17 protein-coding genes and 1 tRNA gene are annotated in these 18,812 nt (G+C 72.6%); 13 read left to right on the top strand and 5 right to left on the bottom strand.

The window, feature by feature from the left end; translation table 11 throughout:
* Positions 1-49: 49 nt before the first annotated feature.
* From AB0946_RS09250 to AB0946_RS09235, 4 genes are read left to right on the top strand one after another with little or no spacing between them, the layout of a single operon-like run.
* Positions 50-1,036 carry a ketoacyl-ACP synthase III gene (locus AB0946_RS09250; protein WP_366759946.1) on the top strand — a complete coding sequence of 329 codons (987 nt, stop codon included), beginning with the start codon at positions 50-52 and terminating at the stop codon, positions 1,034-1,036.
* Between the two features lie 47 nt (positions 1,037-1,083).
* A complete protein-coding gene (locus AB0946_RS09245; RefSeq protein ID WP_366759945.1) occupies positions 1,084-1,842 on the top strand; it encodes an SDR family NAD(P)-dependent oxidoreductase in 759 nt (252 codons plus the stop codon).
* Positions 1,839-3,401: an FAD-dependent monooxygenase gene (locus AB0946_RS09240; RefSeq protein ID WP_366759944.1), complete on the top strand. Its 1,563-nt coding sequence runs from the start codon at positions 1,839-1,841 to the stop codon at positions 3,399-3,401. Before AB0946_RS09245 ends, AB0946_RS09240 begins: the two co-directional genes overlap by 4 nt.
* Positions 3,398-4,135 (top strand): HAD-IB family hydrolase, encoded by a 738-nt coding sequence (locus tag AB0946_RS09235; protein ID WP_366759943.1) that lies wholly within the window; start codon positions 3,398-3,400, stop codon positions 4,133-4,135. The genes AB0946_RS09240 and AB0946_RS09235 overlap by 4 nt, the downstream gene beginning before the upstream one ends.
* A gap of 65 nt (positions 4,136-4,200) precedes the next feature.
* Here AB0946_RS09235 and AB0946_RS09230 read toward each other — a convergent pair whose 3' ends face one another.
* A complete protein-coding gene (locus AB0946_RS09230) occupies positions 4,201-5,157 on the bottom strand; it encodes an aldo/keto reductase (RefSeq protein ID WP_366759942.1) in 957 nt (318 codons plus the stop codon).
* A 202-nt stretch (positions 5,158-5,359) separates the two neighbouring features.
* Between AB0946_RS09230 and AB0946_RS09225 the strand changes: the two genes are divergently transcribed.
* The 4 genes from AB0946_RS09225 to AB0946_RS09210 all read left to right on the top strand — a co-directional run bounded on the left by AB0946_RS09225 (position 5,360) and on the right by AB0946_RS09210 (position 9,072).
* Positions 5,360-6,922: an MFS transporter gene (locus tag AB0946_RS09225; protein ID WP_366759941.1), complete on the top strand. Its 1,563-nt coding sequence runs from the start codon at positions 5,360-5,362 to the stop codon at positions 6,920-6,922.
* 13 nt (positions 6,923-6,935) lie between these two features.
* On the top strand, positions 6,936-7,367 hold the full coding sequence (locus AB0946_RS09220) for a hotdog fold thioesterase (protein WP_366759940.1): 432 nt from the start codon (positions 6,936-6,938) through the stop codon (positions 7,365-7,367).
* Positions 7,368-7,450: 83 nt separating this feature from the next.
* Entirely contained in the window at positions 7,451-7,897 is a 447-nt protein-coding gene (locus AB0946_RS09215) for a MarR family transcriptional regulator (protein WP_366759939.1), read from the top strand.
* Between the two features lie 290 nt (positions 7,898-8,187).
* Positions 8,188-9,072, top strand: a complete 885-nt coding sequence (locus tag AB0946_RS09210; protein ID WP_366759938.1) for an AfsR/SARP family transcriptional regulator — start codon at positions 8,188-8,190, stop codon at positions 9,070-9,072.
* 604 nt (positions 9,073-9,676) lie between these two features.
* Here AB0946_RS09210 and AB0946_RS09205 read toward each other — a convergent pair.
* The 3 genes from AB0946_RS09205 to AB0946_RS09195 form a co-directional block, all read right to left on the bottom strand.
* The gene (locus AB0946_RS09205) at positions 9,677-10,720 is read right to left on the bottom strand and encodes a 3-oxoacyl-[acyl-carrier-protein] synthase III C-terminal domain-containing protein (RefSeq protein ID WP_366759937.1); all 1,044 of its coding nucleotides are present in this window, start codon (positions 10,718-10,720) and stop codon (positions 9,677-9,679) included.
* A complete protein-coding gene (locus tag AB0946_RS09200) occupies positions 10,720-11,214 on the bottom strand; it encodes a cupin domain-containing protein (RefSeq protein ID WP_366759936.1) in 495 nt (164 codons plus the stop codon). The genes AB0946_RS09205 and AB0946_RS09200 overlap by 1 nt, the downstream gene beginning before the upstream one ends.
* Positions 11,215-11,417: 203 nt before the next feature.
* Positions 11,418-12,293 carry a helix-turn-helix transcriptional regulator gene (locus AB0946_RS09195; protein WP_171154644.1) on the bottom strand — a complete coding sequence of 292 codons (876 nt, stop codon included), beginning with the start codon at positions 12,291-12,293 and terminating at the stop codon, positions 11,418-11,420.
* Between the two features lie 57 nt (positions 12,294-12,350).
* On the opposite strand from AB0946_RS09195, the gene AB0946_RS09190 reads away from it, so the two are divergent.
* Entirely contained in the window at positions 12,351-13,820 is a 1,470-nt protein-coding gene (locus AB0946_RS09190) for an MFS transporter (protein WP_366759935.1), read from the top strand.
* 37 nt (positions 13,821-13,857) lie between these two features.
* On the top strand, positions 13,858-14,892 hold the full coding sequence (locus tag AB0946_RS09185) for an aldo/keto reductase (RefSeq protein ID WP_366759934.1): 1,035 nt from the start codon (positions 13,858-13,860) through the stop codon (positions 14,890-14,892).
* A gap of 252 nt (positions 14,893-15,144) precedes the next feature.
* On the opposite strand, the gene AB0946_RS09180 is transcribed toward AB0946_RS09185, so the two are convergent.
* A tRNA-Leu gene (locus tag AB0946_RS09180) sits at positions 15,145-15,228 on the bottom strand.
* Between the two features lie 447 nt (positions 15,229-15,675).
* On the opposite strand from AB0946_RS09180, the gene AB0946_RS09175 reads away from it, so the two are divergent.
* From AB0946_RS09175 to AB0946_RS09165, 3 genes are all read left to right on the top strand, one after another.
* Positions 15,676-16,545: a DUF3662 and FHA domain-containing protein gene (locus AB0946_RS09175; RefSeq protein ID WP_366759933.1), complete on the top strand. Its 870-nt coding sequence runs from the start codon at positions 15,676-15,678 to the stop codon at positions 16,543-16,545.
* A 10-nt stretch (positions 16,546-16,555) separates the two neighbouring features.
* The gene (locus tag AB0946_RS09170) at positions 16,556-17,086 is read left to right on the top strand and encodes an FHA domain-containing protein (protein WP_366759932.1); all 531 of its coding nucleotides are present in this window, start codon (positions 16,556-16,558) and stop codon (positions 17,084-17,086) included.
* Between the two features lie 140 nt (positions 17,087-17,226).
* A complete protein-coding gene (locus tag AB0946_RS09165; RefSeq protein ID WP_366759931.1) occupies positions 17,227-18,810 on the top strand; it encodes a Stp1/IreP family PP2C-type Ser/Thr phosphatase in 1,584 nt (527 codons plus the stop codon).
* Positions 18,811-18,812 lie beyond the last annotated feature (2 nt).

Below are 18,812 nucleotides of genomic sequence, written 5' to 3'. Positions count from 1 at the left end.
CCGTGCCACCGGAATCCACCACCACGCGCGAGCACAGGAAAGGGAAACCATGCCAGTCGGTGTCCTGTCGATCGGTTCCCACACCCCGGACAGGGTGGTCGACAACAAGCAGATCAGTTCCTGGACGGGAATGCCCGAGTCCTGGGTGACCGAACGCACCGGGGTGCTCCAGCGGCGCTACGCCGGGCCGGGCACGACCACGTCCGACCTCGCCGTGCCGGCCGCGGGCGAGGCGCTCGGGGCGCTCGGGCCCGATGCGCGCAGGCGGCTCGGCGCCCTGATCGTGGCGACGAGCACACCGGACGTGCCGCAGCCGTCGACGGCCGCGATCCTCCAGCACAAGCTGGGCCTGTCCACCCTGCCCGCCTTCGACATCAACGCCGTCTGCAGTGGTTTCCTCTACGGCCTCGCGGTCGCCGAGGGGCTCGTCACCGCCGGCCGGCACGGCGACCACGTCCTGCTCGTCGGCGCCGACATGTTCTCCACGATCATGGACCGGACGGACCGGCGCACGGTGAGCCTGTTCGGTGACGGCGCGGGCGCCGTCGTCCTCGGCGAGGTGCCCGAGGGCTACGGCCTGCAGTCCGTGCACCTGGTCACGGACGGGGAGTTCCACCACTACGTCGGCGTGGAGGCCGGCGGGACGCGGACCCCGTTGGACGCCGAGGCCCGCGCGGCCGGGAAGCACTACTTCCGCATGGACGGCCGCGCGGTGCGCGACTACGCGCTGTCGGTCCTGGCCAAGCTGACCGCCCAGACGCTCGACGACACGGGGCTCGCCCTGGAGGACGTCGACCGCTTCGTCTTCCACCAGGCGAACACCAGGCTGCTGGAGACCTTCGTGGCCGACGCCGGCATCGATCCCGCACGCGTCGCCTACACGGCACCGCACCTGGGCAACACGGTCGCCGCCTCCGTACCGCTCACGCTGCACGCCACGCACCGCGACCGGCCGCTGCGGCGCGGCGAGCGGGTGCTGCTGGCCTCGGTGGGCGGCGGCATGACCGCGGGCGCGGCCCTGCTCACCTGGTACTGACCGCCCCCACCGCACGACAACGACACCCACGCAGCGAAGGAGAAGCCATGAGGCTGGAGGGACGGACCGCCGTCATCACCGGCGGCACGCGGGGCCTGGGCCGGGCGATCGCCGAGGCGTTCCTCGCGGAGGGCGCCTCGGTGGTGGCCGCCGCACGCAACCCCTACGACATCAAGGAACTCGCGGACGACCACGAGGGCCGGCTGCTGTACCAGTACGCCGACGTCACCGACGAGCGGTCGGTGGACGAGCTGATGACCGCCGCCTGCGAGGCGTACGGAGGCGTCGACATCCTGGTCAACAACGCCGGCGTCAGCCGGGACGGCAAGATCGCCCGGCTGTCGGTGGCCGACTGGAACACGACGCTGGCCACCAACCTCACCGGTGTGTTCCTGTGCACCCGGGCGGTGATCGGCCCGATGACCACCCCGGGCAAGCCGGCGGGACCGGGCGGACGCATCATCAACGTGTCCTCCTGCGTGGCCGGGCGGGCCGCCGCCGGGGCCGGCGCGTACAGCGCGAGCAAGGCGGCCGTGGAGATGTTCACCCGTACCTCGGCGGTCGAGCTGGCGCCCAAGAACATCCGCGTCAACTGCCTCTCGCCGGGCTACATCGACGAGGGCATGGGCAAGGAGCTGGCCGCCAACGAGCGCGCCTGGGAGAGCTACCGCGGCCGGCTGCTGTCGGACCGGCTGGGCCGTCCGGAGGAGGTGGGCGCCGCGGCCGTCTTCCTGGCCGGCGGCGAGAGCTCGTACGTCAACGGCACGGTCGTCGAGGTCAACGGGGGCCTGCTGTGGGCGGCGTGACGGACCGCCGGGCCGGGGAGCCGGTACTCGTCGTCGGCGCGGGCCCGGTCGGCCTGATCCTGGCCTGCGAGCTGCTCCAGCAGGGCGTGGCCGTACGGGTCGTGGACGCCGGCCGGCGCGGCGACCCGCGGCACTCCCGGGCCAACGTCATCTGGCCCCGCAACCTCGAACTGCTGGACCGTGTCGGGGTGACCGGCGACCTGCTGGACATCGGCCACCGGCTGGCGGGGACGGCCTTCTACTCGCGCGGCCGGCGGCTGGCGACGGCCTGGATGAGCAGGCTGCCCGACTCCCCGTACCCGTTCGCGCTCACCCTCTCGCAGAACGACACCGAGTCCGTGCTGCGGGCCAGGGTGGCCGCGCTGGGCGGCACCGTCGAGGACGGGGTGCGGCTGACCGCCCTCGACCAGGCGGACGGGGTGCCGTCGGTGAAGCTGGAGCACGACAGCGGCCGGGTCGAGGAACTCCGGCCGGGCTGGCTCGTCGGCGCGGACGGGGCGCACAGCACCGTCCGCAAGGAACTGGGCATCGCCTACGACGGACCGCCCGTCGACGTCTCGTTCGCCATCACCGACGCCCGGCTGACCACCAGCCTGTCCGAGGACCTGTCCCACTACTGCTACGCCCCGAGCGGCGCCATCGTGCTGGGCCCGATGGGCGGCGGGGTGCACCGCATCGCGCTGAACGTGCCGCACGACGCGTACGACGAGGACAACCCGCCGCCGCGCGCGCTGTTCCAGGAGGTCGTCGACGACCGGGCGGCCGGCCGGAGCCGGGTCGAGGAACTGCTGTGGAGCGGCTCGTTCCGGGTGCGGGTACGGATCGCGTCCGCGTTCCGCAGCGGCCGGTGCTTCCTGGCCGGCGACGCCGCCCACGTCATCAGCCCGGCCGGCGGCCAGGGCATGAACACCGGTATGCAGGACGCGTTCAACCTGGCGTGGAAGCTGTCCGGGGTGCTCCGCGGCGAGTTCGGGGAGGGCATCCTCGACTCCTACGACAGCGAGCGGCGTGCCGTCTCCCACCAGGTGGCCCGGTCCACCCAGTGGCTGACCAGGGCCGGCCTGGTCAACAGGCCCGCGAAGGTGGCGCTGCGCGACGCGGCCTTCCGCGCGGCGGACCGCACGGGCGTGTTCCAGCGCCGGATCGCCCCCCAGCTCGGCCAGACGGCCGTCAGCTACGGCGAGGACCGGCATCCGCGGCTGCCGGTGAAGGTCGCGGGCGTGGCCGGCGACGGCGCGGACGCCCCGGCGCTGTCGGCCGAGGGCTGGCCGGTGATCGACCGGGACCGGCACACCGTCCTGCTGTGGCCCGGCACGCGGACCCCGCCGGCCGGCTGGCCGGGCGCCCGCGACCGGGTGCGCGGCGCGCTGCCCGAGGGCACGCCCGTGCTGGACCTCACGCGCGCGGTCCCGGCGGGCCTCGCCCGGGCGCTGGGACCGCGGCCGGCCGTGGCCGTGGTCCGCCCCGACGGCCACCTCCTGGCCCGGCTGGATCCCACGAGGCCGCAGGAGACCACGCGGCTGCTCGCCCGAGCGGCCCACGCAAGGAGTCAGCCATGACGAACCGTCCCGACCCCCACCCCCTCGCCGCGGACCACGACCGCCCCGTCGTGGCGTTCTTCGACGCCGACGAGACGCTCATCGCGATGAAGACGCCGTTCTCCCTGCTGCGCTGGCGGTTGCGCCGCCAGGGGGACATCACGGGCGCCGCCTACGAGCGGGCCGTGGAGCCGCTGCGCCGGCTGGCGTCGATGGGCGTCACACCGGTCGAGGTGGTGTCCAAGTTCTACGAGCTGCACGCGGGCATCCCCTGGGACGACATCGTCGCCGAGGCCCGGGCCTGGTACGCCGACCTGCGCGAGCACGGCGCGCCGTTCATCGAGCCGACGGTCGCCCGATTGCGCCGCCACCAGCAGGCGGGTCACCGCACGGTGGTGATCTCCGGTTCCTGGCCGGCGACGCTGCACCCCATCACCGACGACCTGGGCATCGACCTGGTCCTGTGCACCGAGCCCGACCTGGACGCGGACGGCCGGATGACCGGCGCGATCAGGCACGCGATGTTCGGCCCGGCCAAGGCGGACGCGGTCCGCGAGGCGCTGGCGAAGTTCGGCGCGGACCCGGCGGACTGCTACGCGTACGGCGACGACCCGGGCGACCTGACCATGCTCGGCATGGTCGGCCACCCCACGGTGGTCGGCGCGAACCCCCGCATGACGGAACACGCCGCGCAGCACGGCTGGCCCACCCTGCCGGCCACCCTGGCCGTGGGGACCCGCCGCCAGCACGTGTAGCACGGCTCGCCGGAGCCACCCGGGTGGGCGGCGTCCCCGCGAGGGGGAGCCGCCCACGAAGGTCCTCAGCGGGGGCCGGCCGGTTCCGGCAGGGCGGCCAGCTCCGCCAGGGCGTCCGGCGGCAGGGCCAGGGAGCCGGCCGCGACGTTGTCCTCCAGGTAGCGGCGGGTCTTCGTGCCCGGGATGACCCCGACGTGCTCCCCCTGGGCCAGCACCCACGCGATGGCCACCTGCGCCACGGTCGCGCCCAGCCGGTCGGCGACGGCCCGCACCCGGTCCACGATGGCCTGGTTGGCGGCGATGGCCTCGGGCTGGAACCGCGGCAGGCGGTGCCGTCCGTCCGCCTTCGGCAGGTCGTCGGGGCCGGCGATCAGACCGGACAGGAAGCCCCGGCCCAGGGGCGCGAACGCGATGAAGGCGATGCCCTCACGCGCGCAGTGGTCGACCACCCCGTTCGTCAGCGCCTCGCGGCTCCACAGGGACAGTTCGCTCTGCACCGAGGCGACCGGGTGCACCGCGTGGGCGCGGGCGATCTCCTCCGGTGACGCCTCGGACAGCCCGAGCGCGCCGACCTTGCCCTCCTTCACCAGCTCCGCCAGCGCGCCCCAGCTCTCCTCCACCGGCACCCGCGGGTCGATGCGGTGCAGCTGGTACAGGTCCACGTGGTCCACGCCCAGCCGCCGCAGGCTCGCCTCGAACGCGCCGCGCAGGTACTCCGGCCGGCCGTCCCGGTGGCTGCGGTAGGTGGCCGGGTCGTCGACCACCAGTCCGCCCTTGGTGGCGAGCACCACCTCGTCGCGGTGGCCCCGCAGGGCCTTGCCCACCAGAACCTCGTTGGTGAAGGGGCCGTACTGGTCGGCCGTGTCGATGAGATCGACGCCGAGTTCGACGGCGCGGCGGATGACCGCGATGGACTCGTTCTCGTCCCGCCCCTCCTCGTCGTACCCCCAGGACATCCCCATGCAGCCGAGTCCCACGGCCGCGAACGGCCGTCCCGTGTCGCCCAGTCGGATCCTGCGCATCGCCGTACGCACCACCTTTCCCCGCGTCGCTGTGCAGCGTCGGTCACCGTCACCCGCCGTCGAGTGGCAGGCCAACGTCTTTATACAGAACTCTGGCATACATCGTTGACAGCGGGTCTCCTGAGTACCCTACTCTGTGCCAGAGTTCTGCTACATAGCTGACGACTACCCGACAACAGACAACAGACAGAGGTGATTCACCGTGTCCACCGGCAACCCGCGGGCCACCCTCGCGGCGGCGTGCGTGGTCGGTCCGCTCATGACCCTGGTGGTGACCGGCCCGTCCGTGGCCGTCCCCGACATCGGCGCCGACCTGCACAGTTCCCTTGCCGCCGCCCAGTGGGTGGTCGACGGTTACATGCTGACCGCGTCCAGCAGCCTCGCGGCGATGGGCTCGCTGGCCGACCGCGTCGGCCATCGCCGCATGTTCACCTGGGGCATGGCGTTCTTCGCCTTCTGGATGACCGTGTCCGGCCTGGCGAACAGCATCCTGCTGCTCGACCTGGCCCGTGCGATCGCCGGTTTCGGCAGCGGCGCCGCGCTCGCCTCCATCACCGCGATCCTCGCCCAGGCCTTCGACGGCACGGCACGCGCCAAGGCCTTCGGCCTCTTCGGCACGTTCCTCGGAGCGGGCCTCGCCTTCGGTCCGGCCTTCGGCGGCGCCCTGGTCAACCTGTGGGGCTGGCGCTCGGTCTTCCTCGTCCTGGCCGCCGTCTCCGCACTGGTCCTGCTGAGCACCCCGCTGCTGCCCCGCTCCGCCCCCAACAAGGGCCCGCGCTTCGACTGGGCCGGCAGCCTGCTCTTCGGCGCCGGCGTCGCCCTGTTCGTGCTCGCGCTCGTCGAGGGCCCCGGGCGGGGCTGGAGCGACCCGATGGTGCTCGCCGCCGCCATCGGCTGCCTGGTGCTGATCACGGCGTTCGTGACGGTCGAGCGCCGCACGGAGAACCCGATGTTCGACCTCGGCCTGTTCGCCCGGCCGCAGTTCCTCGCCGTCTGCCTGGTGCCGCTGGTGCTGGCCTTCAGCTTCGTCGCCCTCGTCATCGTGCTCCCGCCGTACCTCACCTCCACGAGCGGGATGTCGGCGCTGCGCATCGGCATGGTCCTGCTGCTGCTCACCGGGCCGTCGCTCGTGATGCCCGCGCTCACCGGTCTGGTGGCGCAGAAGTTCTCCCAGCGGACCCTGTTCGTCGTGCTCCTGGCCTGCTCCGCGGCGGGTGCCGCCTGGCTGACGCTGGTCGACCCGGGTGCCTCCGCCCTGGCCCTGGCCGGACCGCTGCTGCTGCTCGGCATCGGCTACGGCATCTCGCTCGGCATCCTCGACGGCGCCGCGGTCTCGGCCGTCGAGCCGGAGCGCATGGGCATGGCGGCGGGCATGTTCAACACCGTCAGGCTCGCCTCCGACGCGGTCTCCATGGCCGGTCTGGGCACCCTCGTCACCGCGCTGACCAAGGCCGCCCTCGACGGCGACAAGGTCTCCGCCTACCCGGGCGGTGCCGGCGAGCTGACGTCCCGGGCGCTCCAGGGCGGTCTGACCGAGGCCGTCGGCACCCTGCCGGCCGGGGCCGTGCGGGACAGGGTCGCGACCGCGATGTCCGACGCGTACGCCAGCGGCCTGCACACCACGATGTGGTTCGTCGCGGCGGCGTGCGCGGTCAGCGCGGTCGTGGTCGGCGGCCTGCTCTCGGGCAGGCGGCAGGCGCAGGAGGCGGCCGGCGACACCGCCGAGGCGGCCTCCCCGGCACCCGAGCCCGCTTCCACCCACTGAGAGGGGCCGTCACATGACCCAGACCGCCCTCGGACCCGTCGAGGTCCTGCCCTCCTACGCCGAACAGCAGTTGGTGGAGCGGCTCGGTATCGAGGTCACCGTCTGCGAGCCGGACCTGGTGGTCGGCACCATGCCGGTGGACGGCAACCGCCAGCCCATCGGGCTCCTGCACGGCGGCGCCAACGCCGTCCTCGCCGAAACGCTCGGGTCGCTCGCGGCCTGGGTGCACGCGGGCGCCGACCGGATCATCGTGGGCCAGGAGCTGTCCTGCACCCACCACGCCGGCGCCCGCACGGGGAAGGTGACCGGCGTCTGCCGTCCGCTGCACGTCGGCACGCACACCGCCACGTACGAGATCGTCATCTCCGACGAGCAGGACCGGCGCACCTGCACGGCCAGACTCACCTGCGCGATCCCGCCGGCCCGGCGGCGGAGGGCCCGGTGAGGGCCTCCTCCCCGGCCCGGCGGCCCGCCCGTGGTCAGCCTGCGGTCACTCCTTCGTCCTCTGTCGTATGCGAGACTGTTGACATGGCGAACACGACGGAGACGGTCGCCGCAGGCCGGCTCGGGCACACGATCAAGAGGGCTGAGCAGGCCCTCATCGCACGCAAGTCGCACGTGCTGCGGGAACACGACCTGACGGTGCCGCAGTATTCGGTCCTGCTGCTGCTGTCGGTCTCCGACGGCATGTCCGCGGCACAGCTGGCGCGGGAGTGCATGGTCACCCCGCAGACGATGGCCACGGTGCTGACCAACCTGGAGAAGGCCGGACTGGTCGTCCGCGAGCCGTCCGAGCTGCACCAGAAGGTGGTGGTCAACCGGGCGACCCGGGCAGGCCGCGCCGTGGCGAAGAAGGCGGACAAGGCGGCCCTGCGGGTCGAGGGTTCGCTCAGTGCGGAGTTCACGCCGGAGGAACGGGCCCGCTTCGAGGAATACCTGGAGCGGGCAATTGCCGTACTGAATTCACTGGACTGAATTCTCGGCACCGCATCCCGGAGGCATGGGAAAGGCGGCGGTGGTTGCGCTTGTACAGCGCAACCACCGCCGCCTTTCCGTTGCCTCCGAATGGTGTGATCTGCGCAACACCGCAGGTTGCCGACTGATTAACTCTGGTTTCACACTCAAATAGGTGGGATGGTTTTCAGCCGGGTCCTGATATACTCGATTCGTCACTCAGGGTCACCGGCACGGCCGGCGTGTCCCCGAGTGGTGAATGAATCCGTCATACCGGTAACCGACGGGATGACGTGTGCCAACAAGGGGGAATGGTGCAGATTCATGTCCTGGGCCCGATGGTCGTCTTCGACGAAGAGTCGGAGCCGGTCGTCCTGGCTCCGAAACCACGGCGGATTCTCGCGATGCTGGCGGTCAACGCCGACCGGGCGATATCCGTCAGCGCGCTCGTACAGGAGCTGTGGGGAAATAATCCGCCCCGCACCGCAACTGCCACGATTCAGACATACGTGGGACATGTCCGGCGCACACTCGCGGAAGCGCTGCGGATCAGCGTCGCGGAAGTCGCCGAGGAAATCCTGGTCACCGAGGGCAGCAGTTACGTGCTGTCCTCGTCGCGAGTGGCGCTCGATATCACCGAGTACGAAATGCTGGCCGAGGAGGGAAATGCCGCGGTCGAACGCGGCGAATTCGCCCGCGGCGCGGACGTGCTCCGCCGGGCGCTGTCCCTGTGGCGCGGGCCGGCCCTCGTCAACGTCGAGGCCGGTGAGTTACTGAGCGCGCGCATCGTCTGCCTGGAGGAGTCCATGCTGTGCGCCGCGGAGCACCGGGTCTACGCGGACCTCCAGCGAGGCGCCCACCGCACGCTGGTGCCGGAGCTCTCGGAACTCACGGCCCGGCACCCGCTGCACGAGAACTTCCACCGTCATCTGATGCTCGCCCTGTACCGGTGCGGGCGCAGGGCGGAGGCGCTGGCGGTCATGCGACGGCTGCGCACCCGGCTGGTGGAGGAGCTGGGCCTGGAGCCCTCGCCGTTCCTGGTCCAGATGGAGCAGGACATCCTGCGGGGCGAGCCGTCCCTGGACCTGAGCCAGGCCGCGGCGCCCTGCCAGGGCCCCACGAGGTCGGTGGTCCGCCCGTCGGGTCACCTGCGGCTGCACCCGGCGCCGGCAGCGGTCATGCAGCCCACCGGCTGACGGACACACCAGGCCGAGGGCCGCGGGGCGAACCACCCCGCGGCCCTCGCCGTTCCCACGCCCCGCACCCGCGACGCTCCCTCAGACGCCCCACCGACCGGACGGCCGCCAGCCGAACGGAGTCACACGCCCCGGAGCCGGCAACTCCGCGCCCGCGACGCTCCCTCGCCCCGGCCGCCCACCACGGCCACCCGACCGACCACCGAACCCGCACAGCCCGGCGGGACGCCATGGCATCCGCCATACCGGCAGTCCTCAACCGGACGGGATGCCCCACCGGCCGGGCGGCCAGCCGGGCGGAGTCGCGCGCCCGGAGCCAAGACCTCGCACCCCCGCAGGTACTCCCTAGCCCCGGCCGCCCACCACGGCGTCACACCCACCCCGGCCGGCCACCGAACCCGCACAGCCCGGCGGGACGCCATGGCATCCGCCATACCGGCAGTCCACAGCCGGACGAGGCGCCGCACCGGCCGGGCGGCCGCCAGCCGAACGGAGTCGCTCGCCCCCGGAGCCAAGAACTCGCACCCCCGCAGGTACTCCCTCACCCCGGCCACCCATCACAGCACCACAGCCACCCGACCGAAGCACACGCGTCACGCCGTTGTCAGGCCGCGCTCACCAGCAGGCACGACCAGGTGAAGCCGGCGCCGGCGCTGACCACCAGGGCGTACTCGCCGGGCTCCAGCAGCCGGCGCGCGTGCAGTTCCGCCAGGCTGGCGGCCGCGTCTCCGGCGCCGAGGTGGCCGGTGTCGGTGCCGGGGCGCAGCAGTTCCGCACCGGTCAGCTTCGTCAGCAGCGGTGCGTAGGCCAGGTCCACGGTCTTGCGGCCGAGCCGGGGCGCGACCACGTAGCGCAGTGGCTGATCACCGGTCGCCGCCAGGCCCGCCGCCTCCAGGCAGGACTCCACGGCCGACCGCAGGGCGCGGGCGCTGGCCTCCGTGAACGCCTCCAGGCCCTCCGCCGCCAGGAACGCCTTCTTGGTGCGGCGGATGTCCACCCGGGGCCCGAGCGTGCGGGCGGCGGGGCTGAACGGATCGTCACCCCGGTGCATCCGCTCCAGCCGCGGCGCGGCCACCGTGGAGATCGAGTGCAGCACGAGGTCGGCGGGCCGTCCGCCCTCGGTGTCCGCCAGGTGGTGCAGCACCAGCGCGGTGGCCCCGTCGCCGTATCCGATGCCGTAGTCCCCGCTCCACCGGTCGAAGCCCGGTTCGAGGAACGCGTCGGCCGTGGTGACGAGCGCGCTGCCCAGCCCCGGCTCGACGAACAGCCGCGCGGCGGCCAGTTCCACCGCCGCCGCGCCGCCGTTGCACACCTGCTGCACGCCGACGGGCACGGCGGCCCCGGCGCCCAGCCGGTCGGCGATGAAGTGGGCCGGGGACCACAGGTCGTGGCCCTGGTAGTGGATCCACGCGTGCAGGACGGCACCGACGTCCCCGGCCGGCACGCCCGCCGCGGCCAGCGCGCGCCGGCCCGCCTCGCAGGCCATCTCCGGCGGGGCCAGATCGGCCACCGGCAGCCGTTCGTACCCCAGTTCGTCGGCGGTCTCCGCGTCGAGCAGGCCCAGTGCGACGGCTTCCCGCGCGCTCTGCCGCCGCTCGGGAAGCCACACCTCGGGACCGGAGATGCCCAGCGGGCGGGGCAGCCGCATCACCGGCTCCGGCCGCCGGCCGGGGACGCCGTGCCGCAGCCCGGGTCGGCGACGGGCACGGAGGGTGCCGTGGCGTCCGTGGGGAGGACGTCGACGACGTACAGCTCGACCGGTGTGGTGCCGCGGTTGATGCCCATGTGCACGGTGTGCGGGCCCACCGGCTCCACGAGCGAGTCCCCCGGGCCGTACTCCTTCTCGGAGCAGTCCGAGCCGTCGATCCGCGTGAAGGTGCCGGAGTTGATGACGGCGATCTCCTCGCCCACGTGGTAGTGCCAGCCCGTGGAGGCGCCCGGCTGTACGACGGCCTTGCGGTACAGGACCTTGCGGTTGCCGTCCGCCTTGATCTTGAACGGGGCCGAGGTGAGTCCCTGGCTCAGGGTCACCGAGCTGACGGGCGGCTCCTCCGCCACGGCCGCGGACCGGGTGGCGAAACCGATGCCCAGGGCCACCACCACGACGGCACCGGCTGTTGCGACCTTGCTTCTGTGGATCACGGACGTGCTCCTCCGCTCGCTGGAAGACGGCAGGCGGGCCGCGCCACCGCGCCCCCGCCTGCACCTGTGTAGCAGAGCATTGGCACTCGAAGTACGTCTGTGATGACGATGAGGGCTGTCTTCCGCCGGGCCTTGGGTGGTTCTTCAGCGGACCTCGACCGGGCCGCCGACGGCCCGCCCGCCGGCCCCTCCGGCCCGCCTCGTCACCCCGCCTCGACCAGCGAGATCCGCCCCTTGCGCGCGTCGCGGTCCAGCAGCTCCCGCACCCTCTCGGCGGTGTCCGTCCCGGCCTGCGCCGTGTGCAGCATCAGCCGGACCCCGGGGCGGTCCGGGACCTCCAGGACCGAGTGGTCGAAGATCAGGCACCCCGCCCGCGGATGGTCGATCGCCTTCACTCCCTGGTTCGTCGACCTGATCTCGTAGCGCGACCACAGCTCGGCGAACTCCGGGCTGCACCCGGCCAGATGCTCGGAGATCCGGGTGAACTCGGGGTCGTCGGGATAGCGGGCGGCGTCCCTGCGGAACTCGGAGACCAGTCCCGGCGCGATGTCCGCCCAGTACCGGTGCCGTGCCCGGAACGCCGGGTTGGTGAAGAAGGCCACCAGGCAGTTGGTGTCGCCTTCCCGGAACCCGAAGACCAGTTCGGCGGCCCGGTTGGTGCCCGCGATGTTCCAGCAGCGGTCGATGGCGTAGGCCGGGGACGGCATCCAGCCCTCCAGCAGCGAGGTGAGCCGGGAGATGTCGCCGGGGTCGCCCGCGGTGTGCCGCGGCGGGTTCAGCCCGACCAGCCGGTAGAGGTGGTCGCGTTCCGCCGCGTCCAGCCGCAGCGTCCGGCTGATGGCGTCCAGCACCTGTTCCGACACCTTGATGTCCCGGCCCTGCTCCAGCCACGTGTACCAGGACGCCCCGATGCCGGCCAGCATCGCCACCTCCTCCCGGCGCAGGCCCGGGGTGCGCCGTCGCGCCCCCGGGGGCAGACCCACGTCCTGCGGGGCGAGACGCTCCCGGCGCGTGCGCAGGAAGAGCCTGAGCTCCTCCCGTCGGCGCGCGTCCCCTACCGGTTTCAGGCTGGTGGTCATAAACCCAGGATAAGTACGGGCTACCCGGCGTGTGTTGACGACGGAGAACCTCGCCTCATGACTTCCGACACCGTCAATCCGCCCGCCAAGGCGCGTTTCACGACGCGCCAGTGGCTCATCATCGCCCTGCTGTGCGGCGCCCAGTTCATGCTCGCGCTGGACTTCTCCATCCTCAGCGTCGCCCTCCCGGTCCTCGGCAAGGACCTCGGCTTCGCCCTGAGCGACCTCCAGTGGGTCGTCACCGCGTTCGCCCTGCCCTCCGGCGGCCTGCTGCTGCTCTTCGGCCGCGCCGCCGACCTCTACGGCCGCCGCAACTGGTTCATCGTCGGCATGGCCCTGTTCACCGTCGCCTCCCTGGCCGGCGGCCTGGCCACCACCCCCGGCTTCCTGCTCGCCGCCCGGGCCGTCCAGGGCGTCGCCGCGGCCATGCTGACCCCGGCGGCCATGTCCCTGCTGACCACCAACTTCGCCGAGGGCGCCCAGCGCGACCGCGCACTCGGCATCAACGGCGCCCTGCTCTCCCTCGGCTTCCTGTCCGGCGTCGTCCTCGGCGGCGTCATCACCGAGCTGACCAGCTGGCGCGTGACGCTCTTCATCAGCGTGCCGGTCGGCGTCGCCGCCGTCATCGCCGCCCCGATCCTGATCAAGGAGAGCCGCAACGAGGAGACGCCCCGCCTGGACGTCCTCGGCGCCCTGACGGTCACCGGCGGCCTGCTGTCGGTCATCTACGGCGTCACCTCCGCCGAGCGCAACGGCTGGGGGGCCGCCACCACCCTGATCTCCTTCCTGGCCGGCGCGGTGCTGCTGGCCGCGTTCTTCGCCGTCGAGTCCCGCGTCGCCGCCCCGCTCGTCGACCTCGGCGTACTGCGCCGCCGCACCGTCAGCTGGGGCAACACCACCGGCCTGATCACCTTCGCGATGATGACCGGCATGGTCTTCCTGCTCACCCTGTACATGCAGAAGGTGCGCGGGATGACCCCGCTCGACGCCGGCTTCTCCTTCGCCGCGCTGGGTGTCGCGGCCGTCCTCGGCGGCGCCTTCGCGGCGCGGATCATCGGCCGGATCGGCGTCCACCGCGCCCTCGTGTACGGCCTGGTCCTCCAGGCGGCCAGCACGGCGGTGCTCTACCTCCTCGACACCGACGGCGGCATGCCGCTGCTGCTCGTGGCCACCGCGGCCGGCGGCTTCGGCCACCTGCTCGCCGTCGTCGGCTACATGATCACCGCGACGTCCGGGCTGCCGGACCACGAGCAGGGCCTCGCGACCGGCCTCGCCTACACCGGTCAGCAGCTCGGTGTGACGGTGGGCACCCCGATCCTGGCCACGGTCGCCGCGTCCGGCATCGAGTCCGCCGGCGGCAGCGGTCCCGCCGCGGTGCTCCACGGCGTGCAGGGCGGCCTGCTGACCGCCGCGGCAGCCCTGGCCGTCGCCGCCGTCATCGCCGTCGCCTTCCTGCGCCCGGCGCGCAGCACGGCCGCCCCGGTCACCGGCGGCGCCGCCGAGACGGTTCCGGCCGACGCGCACTGACGGCGCGCACCACGACCACGAGAGGACCACGAACCGCATGCGCATGCGCTACCTGGGCCGCACCGGCCTGCAGGTGTCCGAGATCTGCCTGGGCACCATGACCTTCGGCGGCCGGCACGGCTTCCAGCACATGGGCCAGCTCACCACCATCGAGGCACGCCGCCTGGTCCACCGGTGTCTGGACGAGGGCGTCAACTTCTTCGACACCGCCGACATGTACTCCGCCGGACAGTCGGAGGAGGTGCTCGGGGCGGCACTGTCCGGCCGGCGCGACGACGCGATCATCGCGACGAAGGTGCGCTGGCAGATGCCGGACGGCAGCGGCGGACCCAACGACCGCGGGCTGTCCCGGCACCACATCGTGCGGTCCGTCGAGGCCAGCCTGCGCCGCCTGGGCGTCGACCACATCGACCTCTACCAGACGCACGGCTGGGACGGCCGCACCCCGTGGGAGGAGACGCTGCGGGCCCTGGACGACCTCGTGCGGGCCGGCAAGGTCCGCTACGTCGGCGCGTCCAACCTGACCAGCTGGCAGCTCACCCGGGCGCTGGCCACCAGCGAGCAGCGGGGCCTGGAGCGGTTCGCGTCCCACCAGATCCAGTACAGCCTGGCCGCCCGTGAGGTCGAGTGGGAACTGCTTCCCATGGCCGAGGCGGAGGACGTGGGCGTCATGGTGTGGAGCCCGCTGGCGGGCGGTCTGCTCAGCGGCCGTCAGGAGCGGGGCGCCACACCCCCGCCCGGCACCCGGCGGGCCGTGGGCTGGTTCGAACCGGTCGACCCGGAGCGCACCTTCGACACCATCGACGTCCTGCGCAAGATCGCCGCCGGACGGGGGGTGTCCGCGGCCCAGGTCGCGCTGCGGTGGGTGCTCGAACGGCGCGGCGTCACCTCGGTCGTCATCGGCGCCCGCAACGAGGCCCAGCTCACCGACAACCTCGCCGCGACGCGCTGGTCCCTCACGCCCGAGGAGCGCGCGGCCCTGGACGAGGTCAGCGCGCCACCGCTGCCGTACCCGTACTGGCACCAGGAGTACTGCGACGCGGACCGGGTCCGGGAGGGGGAGCCGGCCTGAGCGGGCGGGGCCGTGCGCGGGCCCGTCCCCGGCGCGGGGACGCCGTTGCCGAGCGGTGGCGGCGCCCCGTGCGCGTCGTCCGGGGACGAGGAGCGGGACGCCTCGCCGGAGGCCGCACCACCCGACCGCCCTCGCCCGGTGCGGCCGTTGACGCCCTGAGAGCTTCCTCACACCCCGGTCGCACGGCGCCCGTGAACGGCGCCGCAAACGACCGAGGGCCCACCGTTTTCACGATGGGCCCTTGGCCTTCTGTGCGCGAGGGGGGAGTTGAACCCCCACGCCCTTGCGGGCACTGGAACCTGAATCCAGCGCGTCTGCCTATTCCGCCACCCGCGCATTGGGTGTGTCTTCCGGCTCCGGCCCTTTCGGCCCGGCCCCTTCCGACACCCAGAACATTAGCACGTCGTACGGGGTGGATTCACATCGCTTCCCGCCGGGCCCGCCCCCGGTCAGACCCCCGCCGCGCGCGGCGCGCGCCCCAACGACGCACCCACCGAACGCCGCACGTATCAGGGAGGCGCGCTTCTCGTATCAACCTCGTACCGGTCCCGGCCATCTGCCGGGAGGCGGACCGGGTCCGCAGCCGGGTGCGGGACACTGGACTTCGCCCGCCTCTACGATCCATGGCAGCAGGACACGCACCCGGGAGTTCGAAGGGCAGCCGCTGGGGGAACCGGCTGATTGGCGGGCGCGTAGATACGATCAGTGAGCAGTACCCGCAGTACCCGGCAAGGCAGCGGCACAGAGCAGGCAAGACGACGGCAGGGACGGAGGAGGTGCCCCATGGGAGTCCTGAAGAAGTTCGAGCAGCGTCTCGAAGGTCTGGTGAACGGCACCTTCGCCAAGGTCTTCAAGTCCGAGGTCCAGCCCGTGGAGATCGCCGGAGCGCTCCAGCGGGAGTGCGACAACAACGCCACCATCTGGAACCGTGACCGGACCGTCGTGCCCAACGACTTCATCGTGGAGCTGAGCGCGCCGGACTACGAGCGCCTCAGCCCCTACTCCGGGCAGCTCGGCGACGAGCTGGCCGGCATGGTGCGCGACTACGCCAAGCAGCAGCGCTACACGTTCATGGGCCCGATCAAGGTCAACCTGGAGAAGGCCGACGACCTGGACACCGGTCTGTACCGGGTGCGCTCGCGCACCCTCGCCTCCTCCAGCGACCAGCAAGGGGCCCCGCAGGCTCCCGGCGCCCCGGCGGCCGGCCGCCCCGCGGCGGGCGCCCCCGGCGGCTACGGCTACCCGCAGCCCGCCCCGCCCGCCGGCGCGCCCCCGATGCCGTCCGCGCCGCCGCCCGGCACCCGCCCCGGCGGGTACGGTTATCCGCAGCCCGCCACGCAGCGGCCGGCCGCGGCCCCGATGAGCGGCGCGCGCACCCGCTACTGGATCGAGATCAACGGCACCCGCCACCAGATCTCCCGCCCGACGCTGGTGCTGGGCCGCAGCACCGACGCCGACGTGCGGATCGACGACCCCGGCGTGTCCCGCCGGCACTGCGAGATCCGGACCGGAACGCCCTCGACGATCCAGGATCTCGGTTCCACCAACGGCATCGTGGTGGACGGGCAGCACACCACCCGCGCTACGCTCCGCGACGGCTCGCGGATCGTCGTGGGCAGCACCACCGTTATCTATAGGCAAGCCGAAGGGTGAAGCGGGGGCAATGTCAGAGCTGACCCTCACGGTCATGCGGCTGGGTTTCCTGGCCGTACTGTGGCTGTTCGTGATCGTGGCCGTGCAGGTCATCCGGAGCGACCTGTTCGGTACGCGCGTCACCCAGCGCGGATCGCGTAGGGAGGCGGCCCGGCCGCAGCAGCCGGGCCGGCAGCAGACCCGGCAGCAGGCCGCGCCCCCGCCGCAGCGCGGCCAGCAGGGCGGCGGCGGCCGGCGCGGCCGCAACGCCCCCAGCAAGCTGGTCGTGACGGAGGGCACCCTCACCGGCACCACCGTCGCGCTGCAGGGCCAGACGATCACCCTGGGCCGGGCGCACGACTCGACGATCGTGCTGGACGACGACTACGCCTCCAGCCGCCATGCGAGGATCTACCCGGACCGTGACGGCCAGTGGATCATCGAGGACCTCGGTTCCACCAACGGCACCTACCTGGACCGGTCCCGGCTGACGACCCCCACACCGATCCCGCTGGGCGCGCCGATCCGCATCGGCAAGACCGCGATCGAGCTGCGGAAGTAGTGCTACGTCATGAATGAGCGCGAGCGGAGCGAGCACGCAGCGGCAGGCCGCAACCCGGTCTCCGGCGCGCTCCCGACCGGAGGGTGGGCAGTGTGGCTCGACACGACCGGCTGCATTCGGAGCCGACGGGCGAGGTGCGCATGAGTCTGTCACTGCGCTTCGCCGCCGGATCGCACAAGGGCATGATCCGGGAGGGCAACGAGGACTCCGGTTACGCCGGCCCGCGCCTGCTCGCCATCGCCGACGGCATGGGCGGCCAGGCGGCGGGCGAGGTCGCCTCCTCCGAGGTCATCTCCACCCTGGTCACGCTCGACGACGACGTGCCCGGCTCCGACATCCTCACCTCCCTCGGCGTGGCCGTGCAGCGCGCCAACGACCAGCTGCGCGCCATGGTGGAGGAGGACCCCCAGCTCGAAGGCATGGGGACGACCCTCACCGCGCTGCTGTGGACCGGCCAGCGGCTCGGTCTCGTGCACGTCGGCGACTCCCGCGCGTACCTGCTCCGTGACGGTGTGCTGACCCAGATCACCCAGGACCACACCTGGGTGCAGCGGCTCGTGGACGAGGGCCGGATCACCGAGGAAGAGGCCACGACCCACCCGCAGCGCTCGCTGCTGATGCGCGCCCTCGGCAGCGGCGACCACGTGGAGCCCGACCTGTCGATCCGCGAGGTCCGGGCCGGCGACCGCTACCTGATCTGTTCCGACGGCCTGTCCGGCGTGGTCTCCCACCAGACGATGGAGGAGACCCTCGCCAGCTACCAGGGCCCGCAGGAGACCGTGCAGGAGCTGATCCAGCTCGCGCTGCGCGGCGGCGGCCCCGACAACATCACGGTGATCGTCGCCGACGTGCTCGACCTGGACACCGGTGACACCCTCGCCGGCCAGCTGTCCGACCAGCCCGTCGTCGTCGGCGCCGTCGCCGAGAACCAGCACCACCTGCACGACAACGGCATCATGCAGACCCCGGCGGGCCGCGCCTCCCACCTGGGCCGCCAGGGCCAGGGACACGGCGGCGGCGAGTTCGGCCCGCCCGGCTCCGGCGACACCACCGGCTACATCCCGGCCGACGGCTTCGGCGACTACTCCGACGACGACTTCGCCAAGCCGCGCAAGCGGCGCAGATGGCTGAAGACCTCGTTCTACGGCGTCCTCGCCCTCGCCGTCGTCGGCGGCGGCCTGTACGGCGGCTACCGCTGGACGCAGACCCAGTACTACGTCGGCGCCAAGGACGAGCACATCGCGCTGTACCGCGGGATCAGCCAGGACCTGGCCTGGGTATCGCTGTCGAAGGTGGAGAAGGACCACCCCGAGATCGAACTCAAGTACCTGCCGCCGTACCAGCAGAAGCAGGTGAAGGCGACGATCGCGGAGGGCGGCCTGGAAGCGGCCCGGGCGAAGGTCCAGGAGCTGGCCGTACAGGCGTCCGCCTGCCACAAGCAGGCCGAGCGCCAGGCGGCCGAGCGCGCGCGGAACAACGCGAAGAACGGCAAGGACAAGACCGGCACGTCCACGGGGACCGGCACGTCCACGGGCACCACCACGCAGACCGCCTTCGTCAAGGCCTCCCCGACGCCGAACACGACCCCGAACCCGTCGGCCTCGAAGACGTCCCCGACGTCCCCTTCGAAGGCTCCGTCCACGACCCCGTCCGCGACCCCCAGCCCCGGCCCCACTCTCTCGGAGGACGAGCAGAAGGTCGTCTCGCTGTGCGGTAAGCAGTAGGC

It is taken from the genome of Streptomyces sp. NPDC046870 (assembly GCF_040704595.1).
GTDB lineage: Bacteria > Actinomycetota > Actinomycetes > Streptomycetales > Streptomycetaceae > Streptomyces > Streptomyces argyrophylli.
This window is presented reverse-complemented; position numbering and strand designations above follow the sequence as displayed.